The sequence below is a fragment of the Arsenicicoccus bolidensis DSM 15745 genome (genome assembly GCF_000426385.1).
Lineage (GTDB): Bacteria > Actinomycetota > Actinomycetes > Actinomycetales > Dermatophilaceae > Arsenicicoccus > Arsenicicoccus bolidensis.
This window is the reverse complement of sequence record NZ_AUFG01000007.1, coordinates 38231-54345: the sequence shown is the minus strand read 5'-3', so window position 1 is coordinate 54345 and position 16115 is coordinate 38231. Positions and strand designations below refer to the sequence as shown.

Genomic DNA, 16115 nt, shown 5'->3' with positions numbered 1-16115 from the left:
GGTTGAGCGCGTGAAGGTACTCGTCATCGGCACCGGTGCCCGTGAGCACGCCATCGTCCACGCGCTGACCCAGGACCCCACCGTCGAGGCGGTCGTCGCCGCTCCCGGCAACCCCGGCATCGACCAGGTGGCGCTCTGCCGCGACCTGCCGGGCGGGATCACCGACGGGGCCGGGATCGCCGACCTGGCCGAGGAGCTGGGCGTCGACCTCGTCGTCGTCGGTCCGGAGGCGCCGCTCGTGGCGGGCGTGGCGGACGTCGTGCGGGAGCGGGGCATCGCGTGCTTCGGTCCCTCGGCCGAGGCGGCCCGGCTGGAGGGCTCCAAGGCCTTCGCCAAGGAGGTCATGGCGGCTGCGGGCGTCCCCACCGCGATGGCCCACGTGTGCACCACCGTCGACGAGGTGGCGGCCGCCATCGACGGGTTCGGGACGCCATACGTGGTCAAGGACGACGGCCTCGCGGCCGGCAAGGGGGTCGTGGTCGCCGACGACCGGGCCGCCGCCTTGGCGCACGCAAAGGTCTGTCTGGACAAGCCTGGCGGGCAGGTGGTCGTGGAGGAGTTCCTCGACGGGCCCGAGGTCTCGCTCTTCTGCCTCTGCGACGGCGAGACGGTCGTCCCGCTGGCCCCGGCCCAGGACTTCAAGCGCGTGGGCGACGGCGACAGCGGCCCCAACACCGGTGGCATGGGCGCCTACTCGCCGCTCGACTGGGCCCCGGCCGGGCTGGTCGAGGACGTCGTGGCGCGGGTCGCGCAGCCGACGATCGACGAGATGGCGCGCCGCGGGGCGCCGTTCGTCGGCGTCCTCTACGTCGGGCTCGCCCTCACGTCTCGGGGACCGCGCGTGGTGGAGTTCAACGCCCGCTTCGGCGACCCCGAGACCCAGGTCGTGCTGGCCCGCCTGGCCAGCCCGCTGGGCGCCCTGCTGCGCGCCGCCGCCACGGGGCGGCTCGACGAGCAGCCCGACCTGCAGTGGCGCGACGAGCACGCGGTGACCGTGGTGGTCGCGTCCGAGGGCTACCCCGCCGACCCGGTCACGGGCGGCCCCATCAGCGGTCTCGAGGAGGAGACGGAGGCCTACGTCCTGCACGCCGGCACCCGCCTCGACGACGCCGGCCTGCTCGTCTCCGCCGGGGGACGCGTGCTGTCGGTCGTGGCGCTCGGCGCCGACCTGGCCGAGGCCCGCGTGCGCGCCTACGCGGCCGTCGACCGGATCGACCTGCCCGGATCGCACCACCGCACCGACATCGCCCTCGCCGCCCAGCGCGGCGAGGTCGTCGTCTGAGACCCACCCACGAGAGGCCTGTTGTGGCACCCACGCTCGAGCTCCCCGGCTACGCCCACGTCTACTCCGGCAAGGTGCGCGACCTCTATGCCCCGCTCGACCCGGCGACCGGTGAGGCACGCACCGACCAGCTCCTGCTGGTGGCCAGCGACCGGCTCTCGGCCTACGACCACGTCCTCGAGACCCCCATCCCCGACAAGGGCGCGGTCCTGACCCAGCTGAGCCTGTGGTGGTTCGAGCAGCTCGCCGACGTCGTGCCCGACCACGTCCTGTCGACGGACGTGCCGGCCGCCGTGGCCGGGCGGGCGGTGCTGTGCGAGCGGCTCGAGATGCTGCCCGTCGAGTGCATCGGCCGCGCCTACCTCACCGGCGGCGGCCTCGAGGACTACCGCGCCACCGGCGCGGTGTGCGGCATCCCCCTGCCCGAGGGCCTGGTCGACGGGTCCGCCCTGCCCGAGCCGGTCTTCACCCCCACCACCAAGGCGCCGATGGGCGAGCACGACCTGCCCATGACCTATGCCGAGGTGGAGGCCGAGATCGGCCGCGGTCTCGCGGCCCGGGTCGGCGACCTGACGCGACGGATCCTGGCCCGTGGCAACGCGATCGCCGCCGACCGCGGCATCCTCATCGCCGACACCAAGGTCGAGTTCGGGGTGCGCCGGCGCGAGGGCGCCGAGCCCGAGCTGGTCCTCGCCGACGAGGTCCTCACCCCCGACTCCTCCCGCTTCTGGCCCGCCGCGACCTGGCAGCCGGGCGCCCGGCAGGAGTCCTACGACAAGCAGTACGTCCGCGACTGGCTCACCTCGCCGGCCTCCGGCTGGGACAAGGACTCCGGCGAGGCGCCGCCGCCCCTGCCGCAGGACGTGGTCGAGCGGACCCGCGCCAAGTACGTCGAGGCCTACGAGGCGCTGACGGGGCGCCGCTTCGGCTGAGCCGCTCCTCCACAGGGGGGCAGATCGAGACGCCGGAGCGGTATGCCGGGGGCGCCAGGACGGCATACGGGGTCGTCGATATCCTGGGGGGACCCGCCCGCCGGACCCAGGAGACCCCCGACATGGGACGCATCGTCGTCAACGTCATGCCCACCAGCGACGCGCCGGACGCCGAGGGCCACGACGCCCTGCCGCGGGCGGCCGAGCTGGGCTACGGCGAGTTCACGCGCATCCGCCAGGGCCGCCGCCTCGTGCTGAGCGTCCCCGGCGAGGTCACGGCGGAGCTCCTCGCCCGAGCGCGTGAGCTGGGCGGGGCGCTGGCCCCCGAGCACCACGAGGTCGCCGGGGTGCACGCCGAGGGCGCCACCATCACGGTGGGTGACTACGACGACGACTGGGACGCCTACGAGGCGGGGATCGGCGCCGTCGCCCCCATCCCCGAGGGTGCTGGACGGCACGAGGCGCGTCGCACCACCCACCACGACGTCGACCTCGCCCGGGCCACGGACACCTCGAGCACCGGCGTCTACACCGGTGAGGACGACTGACCCCGAGCCGGTAGCCTGAGGGCGCTCGATCGCCGCGCCCCCGAGGAGCCTCCATGTCGTCGCCCGCCCACGTCCTCTCCGTCGTCGAGGGGGGTCGGGCGCTCTCCGACTTCCGGGCCGCCGCCCTGCTGGCCCGGGTGCAGGCCGTCGTGCCGCAGGTCACCGGGATCGACGCGCGGTTCGTGCACTGGGTGTCCAGCGCCGAGGAGCTGACGCCGCAGGACCGGGCCACCCTCGAGAGCCTGCTCACCTATGGCGAGCCCTGGGCGAACGGCTCGGAGGGTGCCGACGGCGCCCACGGCACCCACGGCACCCTGGTGGTCGTGGCGCCACGCCTCGGCACCGTGTCCCCCTGGGCGTCCAAGGCGACCGACATCGCTCACAGCTGTGCCCTGGACCTGCACCGGGTCGAGCGCGTCGTCGAGTACTCCCTGCACGGGCCGGCCCTCGACGACGAGCAGTGGGCCGCCGCGGCCGCGGTCCTCCACGACCGGATGACCGAGACCGTCCTGCTGCGCCGCGAGGACGCCGCGCTGCTCGCGACCGAGCGCGAGGCCGAGCCGCTCGAGCACGTCGACGTCCTGGGGGCGGGACGCGAGGCGCTGGTGGAGGCCGACGGGCGCTTCGGGCTCGCGCTGTCCGACGACGAGATCGACTACCTGGTCGACGCGTTCACGGGGCTGGGCCGCAACCCGACCGACGTCGAGCTCATGATGTTCGCCCAGGCCAACTCCGAGCACTGCCGGCACAAGATCTTCAACGCCGACTTCGTCATCGACGGCGAGCCGCAGCCGCGGTCGCTGTTCGGGATGATCCGGCACACCGAGCAGGCCAACGGCCAGGGCACGGTCATCGCCTACAAGGACAACGCGTCCGTGATGGAGGGTGGCCGCCGCACGCGCTGGGTGCCGGAGCAGCAGGACGGGCCGGGGCGCTACGCGGCATACGAGGACGAGGTCCACGTCCTGATGAAGGTCGAGACGCACAACCACCCCACCGCCATCTCGCCGTTCCCCGGCGCGGCGACCGGAGCGGGCGGCGAGATCCGCGACGAGGGCGCCACCGGGCGCGGCTCGGCCCCCAAGGCGGGGTTGTCCGGCTTCGCGGTCAGCAACCTGCACCTGCCGGGCACCTCCGAGCCGTGGGAGCAGTCGCCGTACGGCGCCCCCGGCCACCTCGCGAGCCCGCTGCAGATCATGGTCGAGGGCCCGATCGGCGCGGCGGCGTTCAACAACGAGTTCGGTCGTCCGGCGCTGGGCGGCTTCTTCCGCGTCTACGAGCAGACCGTCGACGGGGTGCGCCGCGGCTACCACAAGCCGATCATGAGTGCCGGCGGGCTCGGGACGATCTCGGCCTCGCAGACCGACAAGGTCGTCTTCCCCCCGGGGACCCTGCTGGTGCAGGTCGGCGGTCCGGGGATGCGGATCGGCATGGGTGGCGGCGCCGCCTCCTCCCTCGCGGCGGGCGCCAACGCGGCCGAGCTGGACTTCGACTCCGTGCAGCGGGGCAACCCCGAGATCGAGCGGCGGGCGCAGGAGGTCATCTCGCACTGCTGGGCGATGGGCGAGGACAACCCGATCCTGGCCATCCACGACGTGGGGGCCGGCGGCCTGTCCAACGCCTTCCCCGAGCTCGTGGACGGCGCCGGGCTGGGGGCGCGGTTCGACCTCGCGGCGGTGCCGCTGGAGGAGACCGGCCTCGCGCCCAAGGAGATCTGGTGCAACGAGAGCCAGGAGCGCTACGTCCTGGCCATCGCGCCGGCCTCGCTCGGCCTGCTGGCGTCGCTCGCCGACCGGGAGCGCTGCCCGTACGCCGTGGTCGGGGTCGCCACGGACGACGGGCAGCTGCGCCTGACGGACGACCGCCTCGGCGACGACGTGACGGAGCCCGTCTCCGAGCGGGCCATCGACATGCCGATGGAGGTGCTGCTCGGGAAGCCACCGCGGATGACCCGTGACGTGAGTCGCGTCGTCCGGCAGGGGGACGCGTTCGACGTGGGGGCGGTCGACGTGCGGCGGGCGGCCTACGACGTCCTGCGCCACCCCTCCGTCGCGAGCAAGCGGTTCCTGATCACGATCGGCGACCGGACGGTCGGTGGGCTCACCCACCGTGACCAGATGGTGGGGCCGTGGCAGGTGCCGGTGGCCGACGTCGCGGTGACGCTCGGGGACCTGGCCGGGTTCGCCGGGGAGGCGATGGCGACGGGGGAGCGGATGCCCCTCGCCTCCGTCGACGCCCCCGCCTCGGGCCGTATGGCGGTGGCCGAGGCCATCACCAACCTGCTCGCCGCCCCGGTCGAACTCTCGCGGGTCAAGCTGTCGTGCAACTGGATGGCGGCCTGCGGCGAGGAGGGCGAGGACGCCGCGCTCTACGACACCGTCTCGGCCGTGGCGATGGAGCTGTGCCCGGCGCTGGGCATCGGGGTGCCCGTCGGCAAGGACTCGCTGTCGATGCGCACCCGCTGGACCGAGGGACCGCACGCGTCCGGGCGCTCGGAGGCGTCCGGCGGCGCCGACCCGGTCGACAAGCAGGTGACCTCGCCGGTCTCGCTGGTGGTCACCGCCTTCGCCTCCATGGAGGACGTCCGCGGCACCTGGACCCCGCAGCTGGCTGGTGGCGGATCGCTCGTGGTGCTGGTTGACCTCGGCGCCGGGCGCGACCGCCTCGGCGGGTCGATGCTCGCGCAGGTCAGCGGGGCGTTCGGGCAGGAGGTGCCCGATCTCGACGACCCGGCGCGGCTGCTCGCGCTCGCCTCCGCCCTGGGCGCGCTGCGAGCGCGCGGGCTCGTCAGCGCCTATCACGACCGCTCCGACGGCGGCCTGTGGGCGGCGGCCTGCGAGATGGCCTTCGCCGGAGCCACGGGCCTGGAGCTCGCGGCGGAGTCCCTCGCCGGGCTGTTCGCCGAGGAGCTCGGCGCCCTGCTCGAGTGCTCGGAGGGCGACCTGGACGCCGTGCTGCGCGTCCTCGCCGACCACGGGCTGGCCGAGCTGGTGACCGTCGTCGGACGCACCACCGACGACCGGCGCGTCCGCGTGCGCGTGGGTGAGGACGAGGTGCTCGACGAGCCCCTGCACGACCTCGCGCAGGCGTGGGACGAGGTGTCCTGGCGCATCGCCCGCCTCCGCGACAACCCCGACTGCGCCGACGAGGAGCACGCGGCGTTCGGGACGCAGTCGTGCGGTCTGGTGGTGGCCCCGGCCTTCGACCCGGGCGAGGACGTGGCGGCGCCATACCTCTCGCGCGGAGCGCGTCCCCGCGTGGCGGTGCTGCGCGAGCAGGGGGTCAACTCGCACGTCGAGACCTCGTTCGCGTTCGACCGGGCCGGGTTCGAGACCTACGACGTGCACATGACCGACCTGCAGTCGGGCCGCGCGCACCTGTCGGACTTCACGGGCCTCGTCGCGGCGGGCGGCTTCTCCTACGGCGACACGCTCGGCGCCGGTGCGGGCTGGGCGCGGTCGGTGCTGTTCGACCCGCGCCTGACCGACCAGTTCCGCGCGTTCTTCGAGCGGGGCGACACGATCGGGCTGGGCATCTGCAACGGCTGCCAGATGTTCGGCGAGCTGGCCGAGCTGATCCCCGGGGCGCAGGCCTGGCCCCGCTGGACGCGCAACCGCAGCGAGCAGTACGAAGCCCGCCTCTCGCAGGTCGAGGTGCTCGACAGCCCGTCGATCTTCTTCGCCGGGATGGCCGGGTCGCGCCTGCCGATCGCGGTGGCGCACGGCGAGGGTCGCGCGGACTTCTCCCGGCACGGGTCGCCGACGGACGTGGTGCCGGCGATGCGCTACCTGGACGGGTCCGGCGCGCCGGCCGAGACCTACCCGGCCAACCCCAACGGGTCGCCCGGGGGGCTGACCGCCGTGACGACGCCGGACGGGCGGTTCACCGCGATGATGCCGCACCCCGAGCGGGTGCAGCGCAACATCCAGCTGTCGTGGACCGATGGCCCGGTCGACGAGCCGAGCCCCTGGCTGCGGATGTTCCGCAACGCCCGGAGCCACCTCGGCTGACCGCGAACCGGTATGGCGGACGGGCCGGTTCGGCAGGTCGCGGCTGGCGCGCCGGCGTGTGCGAGGGTAGGTCTCATGGACGTGGTGCACGCGGCCAGATGATGCTGGTGGTGCTCGAGGCGGGGCAGCTGCGCACGAGTCCGCACGGCCACTGCCGGTTCGTGCCGTTGCGGTGAGGTCGCCCCGAGGCCGTCAGCGCAGGCGCCAGCGTCCGAGGTCCGGAGGCCGCGGGGACGAGGCGGCGTCGGGGTCCGCGGCGGCGAGCGCGTCGGTGAGCGCACGCGCCGACCGGGCGCGGCGGGCCAGCTCGGCACCGGACCACATGCCCGTGGGGAACGGTGACCGGGCCACGTGGCGGCGCAGCTCGACCAGGTCGAGGTCGGCGGTCGAGCCCGCCGCGACCAGCACCGAGTTGCCGAAGCGTCGCCCCTTGAGCACGTCGTGAGTGGCCAGCACGGCCTGGTGGTCGAGCCCCGCCACCCCCGCCCCGGCGGCCACGGCCGCGACATAGCGCCACGACGGCTCGTCGGCGAGGTTCAGCAGGACGAGCCCGTCAGCACGCAGGACGCGACGCACGTCGGTCAGGAACTCCACGGTGCCGAGCTCGGGGGGCACCCGGCCGCCGTCATACGCGTCGACCACGACCACATCAGCCGACCCGTCCCGCAGGGCTGCCACCCCCGACCGGCCGTCCACGGGCCGCACCCGGATCCGGTGCCGTCGGGGGAGGGGCAGCTCGCGGCGGACCACCTCGGTGAGCTCGGCGTCGGGCTCGAGCACGATCTGGGGCGACCCGGGGCGCGTGGCCTCGACGTAGCGAGCCAGCGACAGCCCAGCGCCGCCGACGTGCGTCACGCCCAGCGGACCGGGCGGGAGGGAGTCCAGGACGCACGCAAGGTGCTGGACGTACTCGAACGCCAGGACGGTCGGGTCATCGAGGTCGACGAAGGACTGCGGGTGGCCGTCGCGCATCACCGTCGCGGCGCGCCCGGCGGCTCGCCCCTCGACCCAGTCGATGCGTATGCCGTTGTCGCTCACCGCTGCTCGCAGGTCGCCGTCACGGCGTGAGCATGACCTTGATCGCGCGGCGCTCGTCCATCGCGCGGTAGCCCTCGGCGACGTCGTCGAGCGGCAGCGTCAGGTCGAAGACCGCGCCCGGGGCGATCTGCCCGGCGAGCACGGAGGAGACGAGGTGGGGGAGGTAGCGCCGCACCGGGGCCATGCCGCCGGCCAGGGAGATGTTCTTGCGGAACATCCGCTCGACGGGGAGCTCGACGCCGTGCGGCACCCCGACGAACCCCACGCGTCCGCCGGGACGCGCCGCGGCGAAGGCCTGCTCCATCGAGCCGCCGGTGCCGACGCACTCCAGGACGCTGTGGGCACCGAGGCCGCCGGTGAGCTCGCGCACGCGCTCCGCGCCCTCCTCGCCACGCTCCTCGACGACGTCGGTCGCCCCGAGCTCCCGGGCGATGGCCTGCCGGGACGCGTGGCGGGACATGGCGATGATGCGCTCGGCGCCGAGCTCGCGGGCGGCCAGCACCCCGCACAGACCGACGGCGCCGTCGCCCACGACCACCGCCGTGTGGCCCTCGCGGACGTCGGCGGAGACCGCGGCGTGCCACCCGGTGGCCATGACGTCGGACAGCGTGAGCAGCGACGGCAGCAGGTCGTCGGACGGCATCTCGGGGGTGGCGACGAGGGTGCCGTCGGCGAGCGGGACGCGGAGGTACTCCGCCTGGCAGCCACCCACGGGCAGGCCGGCGCGGTCCTTGGAGCCGTAGAACCCACCGTGCAGGCAGGCGCTGTGCACCCCGGCCTGGCAGATCTCACAGGTGTTGTCGGAGTATGTGAACCCGCCGATGACGAACTGGCCGGGCGCGACGTTCTTGACCTCCTCGCCGACCTCCTCCACGACGCCGACGTACTCGTGACCGATCGGGTGGGGCTCGTCGGTGGGGTTCTCGCCGCGGTAGGGCCACAGGTCTGACCCGCAGATGCAGGACCGGACGACCCGGACCACGGCGTCGGTGGGGGTCAGGACCGATGGGGCGGGGGCCTCCTCGAGACGGATGTCACGGGCTGCATGGATCATCGTTGCGCGCATGCCACCATCGTGACATGCCAACCCGTCGCCGCATCCCCGCCGACCAGGGCGCCGAGGCGCTCGCCGCCTGGCAGGCCGATCCCGCAGCGCCGCGCCAGACGGTGGCCACGGCCGTGCGATACACGCTGGAGGAGCTCGGCGCGCGATACCCCGGGCGCTCCCTGGAGGTGCGCGTCCCGCCATACGGCGCGGTCCAGGCCGTCGAGGGCCCGGTGCACACCCGCGGCACCCCGCCCAGCACGGTCGAGACCGACGCGACCACCTGGCTGCAGCTGGCGACCGGGGCCCTGACCTGGACGGCCGCGGTCTCGGGCGGCCGGGTCCGCGCGAGCGGCCAGCGCTCCGACCTCACCTCGCTGCTGCCGCTGGCGCCCGGCGCCGGGACGGCCGGCGCCTCGTCCGACCAGGAGGATCTCGTATGACGCCGCGCATCGGCCTGACCATCCTGCCGGAGGTGCGCTGGAGGGAGGCAGAGCCCCGCTGGCGGGCCGCCGAGGAGATGGGTTTCGACCACCTGTGGACCTACGACCACCTCACGTGGGGCGGTCTGCCGGACTCGCCGTGGTACGGCACCGTCTCGACCCTGACGGCCGCCGCCCTGGTCACCCGGCACGTCGGGATCGGCACCTTCGTGGCGTCGCCCAACTTCCGGCACCCGGCGGCGTTCGTCCGGGACGTGCAGTCGTTGCAGGACGTCAGCGACGGCCGGCTGCTGCTCGGTCTCGGCACCGGTGGTGACCTCGACTCGCGCGTGCTGGGTGGGCCGGAGCTGACGGTGCGTCAGCGGGTCGACCGGTTCGAGGAGTTCGCCCGCCTGCTCGACCGGCTGCTGCGCGAGGACCACGTCGACCACGAGGGGGAGTACTTCACCTGCCGGGACGCCCGGACGCTCCCGGTCGCGGACCCCCGCCCCACGGTGGTGATGGCCGCCAACGGCCCACGGTCGCAGCGGCTCGCCGTCGCGCTGGGGGACGCCTGGGTCACGACCGGAACCCACGGCGACGACCGTGAGGCCTGGTGGCGCAGCCTCGAGGAGCTGTCGCGGCGGATGGACGACCTCGGGCCGCCGCAGGGCTTCCGCCGCTACGTCCACGTCGACCCGTCCGGTGACCTGTCCCTCTCGTCCGTCGACCGCTTCGAGGAGGTGGTGGGGCGGGTGGCCGAGCTGGGGTTCACCGACGTGATCACCCATTGGCCGCGACCAGACGGGCCATATGCCGGGGACCCGGCCGTCCTCGAGCAGGTCGCGGCACGCCTCCTGACGCGTCGGTGACCGTCTGACGCGTTCCCTGTGCACAACCGTTCACGGGGCAGGTGACGCTCCGTTAGTCTCGTCCTGAGGCGTCCGAGGGAGGACGCTTCCTGGGGGGGGGGGAGAACGACCATGACATCGTCGCGGTTCTGCTACGTCCTGATGTGCCACGCCGATCCTGGGGGGATCCTGCGCGTCGTGGGCCGGATCCGCGAGCTCAGTCCCGACGCCGCCATCGTCGTGCGGCACAGCGTGCCCGGCCTCGTCTCGCGCGAGGACCTCGAGCCGCTCGGCGCGACCGTGCACCGCAGCGACATCGACATCGTCTGGGGTGACTGGTCGATGACCCGGGCGGCTCTCGAGGTGCTTGAGCACGTGAGGCGCACCGTCGACGCCGAGCACGTGGTGCTGCTCTCCGGCCAGGACTACCCGATCCGCGACCTCGCCGCCTGGGAGGACGAGGTGCGGCGCGCCGGCGTCGACGCGCTGATCGACGTCTACCCCCCGATGACCGACGACTGGCACTACCGCTGGTGGACCGTCGAACTGCCGCACGTGGGGCCGGTGCTGGTCCGCCGGGTCGTCAAGCTCGCCTGGCGCCTCGTGGCGCGCCGCTTCCGGTCGGTCGTCATGTTCTATCAAGGTCGGCGGGACCCCCGGTGGATCCTCGGTCTGCGACGTCCCGAGCTGCTGCGGCGCCCCGCCCCGGTGGATGTCCTCAAGGGGGCGCTGTGGGTGACCCTGACGGGTCGCGCCGTCGAGAGCCTCCTGCGCCGCCACCACGACGACCGGCTCACGCAGACCTTCTTCCGCACCGTCCGCATCCCCGACGAGTCCTACATCCAGTCCCTGCTGCTGGCCGACGCGCAGCTGCGGATCATGGACTGCCCGACGACCTTCGCCCGGTTCCGCTACGACGAGTGGAGCCCCACCTGGCTCGATCTCGACGAGCTGGCCCTCGCGGCCCGGACCCCGGCCGCCTTCGCCCGCAAGCTGCCCGCGGACGTGGACGACGCGGTCGTGGCCGAGGCGGACCGCCTCTGCGCCCGGCGGGGCGACGAGGTGCCTGCGATGGAGGAAGCGGTCCCGGGCGAGGTCAAGCTCACCGGCGCCGAGCGGGCCCCCGGGCTGCCCCCCGTCGCGACCGGGCTCGCCGCCGCGCGCGGATAGACTGCGGCGGTGAGCGACCGCCCTGATGTCAGCACGGACGCCGGCAAGGACCCCGTGCCGGCCCCCGCCACCGACCCCTCCCCGGCGCGGGGTGGGCGGCGCCCGATCTTCTCCCGCTTCATCGTCGTCGGCGCGGTTCTCGGCTTCGCGCTGGCGACCGGGGTGGCGCTGCTGCTGCGGCCGGACCCTGTCGCGGTGAGCGGCGCCAGCCAGACGGCGACCTATGGCATAGGGCGCGTCATGATGTTCTTCGGCGTCCTCGGCGGTGGCCTGGGTGCCCTCCTCGGCGCCCTGGTGGCCGTGCTCCTCGACCGCCGACGCTGAGGCGCTGACGCCGAGGCGACGACGGGTCGACCGCGCTGTGGGACACTGGGCCCGTGACACGAGGTGACGGTCGACTCAATCACGACATCCTTCCCGGCGAGACCGGGCCCCAGGACTCCTGCGGGGTCTTCGGCGTCTGGGCGCCCGGCGAGGAGGTCGGCAAGCTCACCTACTACGGTCTCTACGCCCTGCAGCACCGCGGGCAGGAGTCGGCGGGGATCGCGACGTCCGACGGAGAGCGCGTCCTCGTCTACAAGGACATGGGGCTGGTGTCCCAGGTGTTCGACGAGACCGCCCTCGGGTCCCTGACCGGGCACCTCGCCATCGGGCACACCCGCTACTCCACCACTGGGGCCAGCAAGTGGGAGAACGCCCAGCCCACGCTGGGCGGCACGGCCCACCACACGATCGCGCTCGCCCACAACGGCAACCTCATCAACACCTCCGAGCTGCGCGGGCTGCTGTCCGCCCGTCACGTCGACGGGTTCGGCACGGCGGGCGGGGAGCTGCGTCGTGGCAACACGACGGACACCGCCATCGTCACCTCGCTGCTGGGCAGCCGGGCCGAGGACGTCTCCCTCGAGGAGGCGGCCATGGAGCAGCTGCCCCTGGTCAAGGGCGCCTTCTGCTTCGTCTTCATGGACGAGCACACCCTGTATGCCGCGCGCGACCCGCAGGGCGTCCGGCCGCTGGTGATCGGACGGCTGGAGCGCGGCTGGGTCGTGGCGTCCGAGACCGCCGCCCTGGACATCGTCGGCGCCAGCTATGTGCGCGAGGTCGAGCCGGGCGAGCTGGTCGTCGTCGACGAGCAGGGCCTGCGCACGCGGCGCTTCGCCGAGCCCGAGCCCAAGGGCTGCGTCTTCGAGTACGTCTACCTCGCCCGACCGGACACGACGATCGCGGGGCGCGGCGTCTACGAGGCGCGGGTCGACATGGGGCGCGAGCTGGCGCGCCAGCACCCGGTCGAGGCGGACATGGTCATGCCGTCCCCGGAGTCGGGCACCCCTGCGGCGATCGGCTACGCGGAGGAGTCGGGGATCCCCTACGGCCAGGGCCTGGTCAAGAATGCCTATGTCGGCCGCACCTTCATCGCCCCGTCCCAGACCATCCGGCAGCTCGGCATCCGGCTCAAGCTCAACCCGCTGCGTGACGTCATCAAGGGCAAGCGGCTGATCGTGGTCGACGACTCGATCGTGCGCGGCAACACCCAGCGGGCGCTGGTCCGCATGCTGCGCGAGGCCGGGGCGGCCGAGGTCCACGTCCGGATCTCCTCGCCGCCGGTGCGCTGGCCCTGCTTCTACGGCATCGACTTCGCGAGCCGGGCCGAGCTGATCGCGACCGGCATCGACGTCGAGGGCGTTCGGCGGTCCGTCGGAGCCGACAGCCTCGGCTACATCAGCGAGGACGGCATGATCGCCGCGACCCACCAGCCCCGCGAGCAGCTGTGCACCGCGTGCTTCTCGGGCACGTACCCCCTCGGCGTCCCCGACGACCAGGCGGTCGTCCTCGACCCCGCCCACGCCTGACCGTCCGCGTCTTGCCCGGAGCCGGACGGCCCACCTGCACACCCGCAACGAAAGGTCCCTCGTGAGCGAGCCCATCACCTACGCGTCGGCAGGGGTCGACGTGGAGGCCGGCGACAAGGCCGTCGAGCTGATGAAGGCGTCGGTGCGACGCGCGACCCGTCCCGAGGTGCTCGGCGGGCTCGGCGGGTTCGCGGGGATGTTCGACGCCTCGGCGCTCGCCGGGATGCGCCGCCCGGTCCTGGCCACGTCGACCGACGGGGTGGGGACCAAGGTCGCCGTCGCGCAAGCCATGGACCGGCACGACACCATCGGCTTCGACCTCGTCGGCATGGTCGTCGACGACATCGTGGTGTGCGGGGCCGAGCCGCTCTTCATGACCGACTACATCGCCACCGGCAAGGTCGTGCCCGAGCGCATCGCCGCCATCGTCTCCGGCATCGCGGCCGCGTGCGAGCAGGCGGGCGTCGCCCTGGTCGGCGGGGAGACCGCCGAGCACCCCGGTCTGCTCGAACCCGACGAGTACGACTGCGCGGGCGCCGCGACCGGGGTCGTCGAGCACGACGAGGTCCTCGGCCCCCAGCGGGTGCGGGCGGGCGACGTCGTGCTGGGGCTGGCCTCGTCGGGGCTTCACTCCAATGGGTACTCGTTGGTGCGACGTGTCTTCGCCCACGCGTCGTGGGACTACGACCGGGACGTCCCCGAGCTCGGCAGCACCCTGGGCGAGTCGCTGCTGACACCCACCAGGGTCTATGCCCGCGACCTGCTCGCGCTGATCCGGGCCGACGGCGTGGACGTCCACGCGCTGAGCCATGTCACGGGGGGTGGGCTCGCCGCCAACCTCGCGCGGGTCCTGCCCCAGGGGGTGCTCGTCACCGTGGACCGTGCGACGTGGACGCCGCCGCCGATCTTCGGTCTGGTCCAGGAGCTCGGCCGGGTGCCGCAGTCCGACCTCGAGCGCACCCTCAACATGGGGGTGGGCTTCGTGGCGGTGCTTCCCGAGACGGCGGTCGACCGCGCCCTGGACCTGTGCAGCGAGCGCGACCTGCCCGCGTGGGTCATGGGTCGGGTGTCGGACGCCGCTGACGTCGCGGCAGACCCCGGGCACGAGGTCGTGCGGGGCGCCAAGGGCGTCGACGGGGGATCGGTCCAGCTGGTCGGCGCCCACCGGGTCTGAGAGCGAGTCCGGAGCCGCGTCTGAGACGGGGACGGCGGACGGACGGGGAGGGTGTCACCAGCTGGTGACACCCTCCCCGTCCGATGTGCGGTATGCCGACCCGCCCGTCAGGGGTCGGGCGGCGCGACGACCTGACGACATCGGGTCACCCACCCGCCGAGGAGGCAGGTCGGGCCCGATGGGTCAGCGCCCACCGGCGGACCACCGGTCGTAGTCGTCGTAGCCGTCGTCGTCATCCGGTTCACGGCGTGGCTCGCCGGTGTCCCGTTGCGTCGATGCGTGCAGTTCTCGCTCAAGAGCACTCAGGTCGGTGTCGGGAGAGAAGTACTTCAGCTCCCGGGCAACCTTGGTCTGCTTGGCTTTGGCCCGGCCGCGCCCCATGGCGTGACCCCCTCGCGCGTCTGCCGGAGTGGCATCGCTGGCTGCGGCTGGTGCCGTAGCGGGCGGAGCGACCCCGGGAATCTCGTGTCTTCGTGAGGGACACGGTACATGCTGGGAGGGCCATCTGTGGAGTCGAGCATCCTCGCGTGCCCACGGGCAGTCACGGGACGTGATGTCCGGGCTGACTGGATTCGCGTTGGTTCGGGCGTTGATGCACCCATACGGGCGTATCGAGATGCACAGAACCCGCATATGTCACGATACGTAGTATTCTAAGAAGGAAATTGAGTCTACCCGTAGCCCGATTCGACTACCCAGGGTCACTTCTGAGATGGAAGCGGCCAGGTGGTGAGGCGCCGGGGGGCGTCGTTGCACGGGGGGAGCACCTTCCGTCGAGAGCGGGGAGATCACATGCCACACCGCGAGCAGGACAGCGAGAAGCTCTTGACCCCGGCCGAGGTCGCCGAGCTCTTCCGGGTCGACCCCAAGACCGTGACCCGGTGGGCCAAGGCGGGCAAGCTCAACTCGATCCGCACGCTCGGGGGGCATCGGCGCTACCGCGAGAGCGAGATCCGCCAGCTGCTCGACGGTGTCGGCGAGACCGCCCGCATGAGGCAGGCGACCTGAGCCGCTGCAGGCGCGTGACCCAGCGGTGGCCGGTTGCGCCACTGATGTCCTCCTCGATATCAGCAGATGACTGATACTGAGTCGGAAATGAGCTATTCTCTGATGTCGTGACCTCCTCCGGATCGTCCGACCCCGCGGTCTACGCGCTGCTGGGGGACGTCGTCGGGTCCCGGCGTGCCGGCAACCGGCGCGTCCTGCACGAGCACCTCGGCGCCGCGCTCCGCCAGGTCGAGCAGGTGGTGCCCGCGCTCGAGCCGCTCACCACGACGGTCAGCGACGAGTTCCAAGGGGTGTACGCCGACGTCGGGTCCGCCGTCCTTGCTTCGCTGCTCGTCCGGCTGCACACGCTGCCGCAGGTCGACGTCAGGTGTGGCATCGGGCGCGGCCTGGTGCAGGTGATCGACCACGGCCACGTCCCGCCCCTGCAGGACGGCAGCGCCTGGTGGGCCGCCCGAGAGGCCGTGGAGGAGGCCGAGCGCCGGGCCGCCTCGGCGGGCACGCGGTCCTGCCGCACGTGGTACGTCGAGGACCCGGACCGGCCCTCCGGCGCCGCAGCCACCATCCTCGCCACGCTGGTCCTGCGCGACGAGCTCGTCTCCAGGCTGGACGCGCGGCCCCTGCGGGTGCTCCTGGGGGTCATGTCAGACCTCACGCAGACAATGGTGGCCGAGCAGGAGGGGATCACGCAGTCGGCGGTCTCCCAGCTGGTGGCGCGAGAGAGCCTCGGAGCCATCAGGGAGGCGCACGAGATCCTCACCCAGCCTGCCCGCGACCGCTGAGGAGCA

15 protein-coding genes are annotated in these 16115 nt (G+C 73.2%); 12 read left to right on the top strand and 3 right to left on the bottom strand.

Annotated elements, in window-relative coordinates; translation table 11 throughout:
- Positions 1-10 precede the first annotated feature (10 nt).
- The 4 genes from purD (at position 11) to purL (ending at position 6772) form a co-directional block, all read left to right on the top strand.
- Positions 11-1282: a phosphoribosylamine--glycine ligase gene (purD, locus tag K313_RS0105720; protein WP_029210788.1), complete on the top strand. Its 1272-nt coding sequence runs from the start codon at positions 11-13 to the stop codon at positions 1280-1282.
- A 23-nt stretch (positions 1283-1305) separates the two neighbouring features.
- Positions 1306-2214 (top strand): phosphoribosylaminoimidazolesuccinocarboxamide synthase, encoded by a 909-nt coding sequence (locus K313_RS0105715; RefSeq protein ID WP_019284969.1) that lies wholly within the window; start codon positions 1306-1308, stop codon positions 2212-2214.
- Between the two features lie 122 nt (positions 2215-2336).
- On the top strand, positions 2337-2762 hold the full coding sequence (locus K313_RS22135) for a hypothetical protein (protein ID WP_019284968.1): 426 nt from the start codon (positions 2337-2339) through the stop codon (positions 2760-2762).
- Positions 2763-2815: 53 nt separating this feature from the next.
- Positions 2816-6772: a phosphoribosylformylglycinamidine synthase gene (gene purL, locus K313_RS0105705; RefSeq protein WP_029210787.1), complete on the top strand. Its 3957-nt coding sequence runs from the start codon at positions 2816-2818 to the stop codon at positions 6770-6772.
- 192 nt (positions 6773-6964) lie between these two features.
- Here purL and K313_RS0105700 read toward each other — a convergent pair whose 3' ends face one another.
- Positions 6965-7810 carry a spermidine synthase gene (locus K313_RS0105700; RefSeq protein WP_276203026.1) on the bottom strand — a complete coding sequence of 282 codons (846 nt, stop codon included), beginning with the start codon at positions 7808-7810 and terminating at the stop codon, positions 6965-6967.
- 19 nt (positions 7811-7829) lie between these two features.
- Positions 7830-8876: a zinc-dependent alcohol dehydrogenase family protein gene (locus K313_RS0105695; protein WP_029210785.1), complete on the bottom strand. Its 1047-nt coding sequence runs from the start codon at positions 8874-8876 to the stop codon at positions 7830-7832.
- Positions 8877-8890: 14 nt separating this feature from the next.
- Between K313_RS0105695 and K313_RS0105690 the strand changes: the two genes are divergently transcribed.
- The 6 genes from K313_RS0105690 to purM all read left to right on the top strand — a co-directional run bounded on the left by K313_RS0105690 (position 8891) and on the right by purM (position 14322).
- Positions 8891-9298: a sterol carrier family protein gene (locus tag K313_RS0105690; protein WP_019284964.1), complete on the top strand. Its 408-nt coding sequence runs from the start codon at positions 8891-8893 to the stop codon at positions 9296-9298.
- Entirely contained in the window at positions 9295-10149 is an 855-nt protein-coding gene (locus tag K313_RS0105685; protein ID WP_029210784.1) for an LLM class flavin-dependent oxidoreductase, read from the top strand. Before K313_RS0105690 ends, K313_RS0105685 begins: the two co-directional genes overlap by 4 nt.
- Positions 10150-10260: 111 nt before the next feature.
- Positions 10261-11298, top strand: a complete 1038-nt coding sequence (locus K313_RS0105680) for a beta-1,6-N-acetylglucosaminyltransferase (protein ID WP_029210783.1) — start codon at positions 10261-10263, stop codon at positions 11296-11298.
- Positions 11299-11307: 9 nt separating this feature from the next.
- Positions 11308-11622 (top strand): hypothetical protein, encoded by a 315-nt coding sequence (locus tag K313_RS0105675; RefSeq protein WP_029210782.1) that lies wholly within the window; start codon positions 11308-11310, stop codon positions 11620-11622.
- 53 nt (positions 11623-11675) lie between these two features.
- On the top strand, positions 11676-13148 hold the full coding sequence (gene purF, locus K313_RS0105670; protein ID WP_029210781.1) for an amidophosphoribosyltransferase: 1473 nt from the start codon (positions 11676-11678) through the stop codon (positions 13146-13148).
- A 61-nt stretch (positions 13149-13209) separates the two neighbouring features.
- Positions 13210-14322 carry a phosphoribosylformylglycinamidine cyclo-ligase gene (gene purM / locus K313_RS0105665; RefSeq protein WP_029210780.1) on the top strand — a complete coding sequence of 371 codons (1113 nt, stop codon included), beginning with the start codon at positions 13210-13212 and terminating at the stop codon, positions 14320-14322.
- A 183-nt stretch (positions 14323-14505) separates the two neighbouring features.
- On the opposite strand, the gene K313_RS0105660 is transcribed toward purM, so the two are convergent.
- Positions 14506-14703 carry a DUF3073 domain-containing protein gene (locus K313_RS0105660; RefSeq protein WP_019284959.1) on the bottom strand — a complete coding sequence of 66 codons (198 nt, stop codon included), beginning with the start codon at positions 14701-14703 and terminating at the stop codon, positions 14506-14508.
- A gap of 411 nt (positions 14704-15114) precedes the next feature.
- On the opposite strand from K313_RS0105660, the gene K313_RS0105655 reads away from it, so the two are divergent.
- Together K313_RS0105655 and K313_RS0105650 are read left to right on the top strand one after the other, a co-directional pair.
- Positions 15115-15330, top strand: a complete 216-nt coding sequence (locus tag K313_RS0105655; RefSeq protein ID WP_029210779.1) for a BldC family transcriptional regulator — start codon at positions 15115-15117, stop codon at positions 15328-15330.
- A gap of 107 nt (positions 15331-15437) precedes the next feature.
- On the top strand, positions 15438-16109 hold the full coding sequence (locus tag K313_RS0105650; protein ID WP_051274012.1) for a SatD family protein: 672 nt from the start codon (positions 15438-15440) through the stop codon (positions 16107-16109).
- The last annotated feature ends 6 nt before the right edge of the window (positions 16110-16115 follow it).

Coding starts and splice junctions, on each gene's coding strand:
- K313_RS22135 (WP_019284968.1), top strand. CDS start 2,337: ATGGGACGCATCGTCGTCAACGTCATGCCCACCAGCGACGCGCCGGAC.
- purL (WP_029210787.1), top strand. CDS start 2,816: ATGTCGTCGCCCGCCCACGTCCTCTCCGTCGTCGAGGGGGGTCGGGCG.
- K313_RS0105695 (WP_029210785.1), bottom strand. CDS start 8,876: ATGCGCGCAACGATGATCCATGCAGCCCGTGACATCCGTCTCGAGGAG.
- K313_RS0105690 (WP_019284964.1), top strand. CDS start 8,891: ATGCCAACCCGTCGCCGCATCCCCGCCGACCAGGGCGCCGAGGCGCTC.
- K313_RS0105685 (WP_029210784.1), top strand. CDS start 9,295: ATGACGCCGCGCATCGGCCTGACCATCCTGCCGGAGGTGCGCTGGAGG.
- K313_RS0105680 (WP_029210783.1), top strand. CDS start 10,261: ATGACATCGTCGCGGTTCTGCTACGTCCTGATGTGCCACGCCGATCCT.
- K313_RS0105660 (WP_019284959.1), bottom strand. CDS start 14,703: ATGGGGCGCGGCCGGGCCAAAGCCAAGCAGACCAAGGTTGCCCGGGAG.
- K313_RS0105655 (WP_029210779.1), top strand. CDS start 15,115: ATGCCACACCGCGAGCAGGACAGCGAGAAGCTCTTGACCCCGGCCGAG.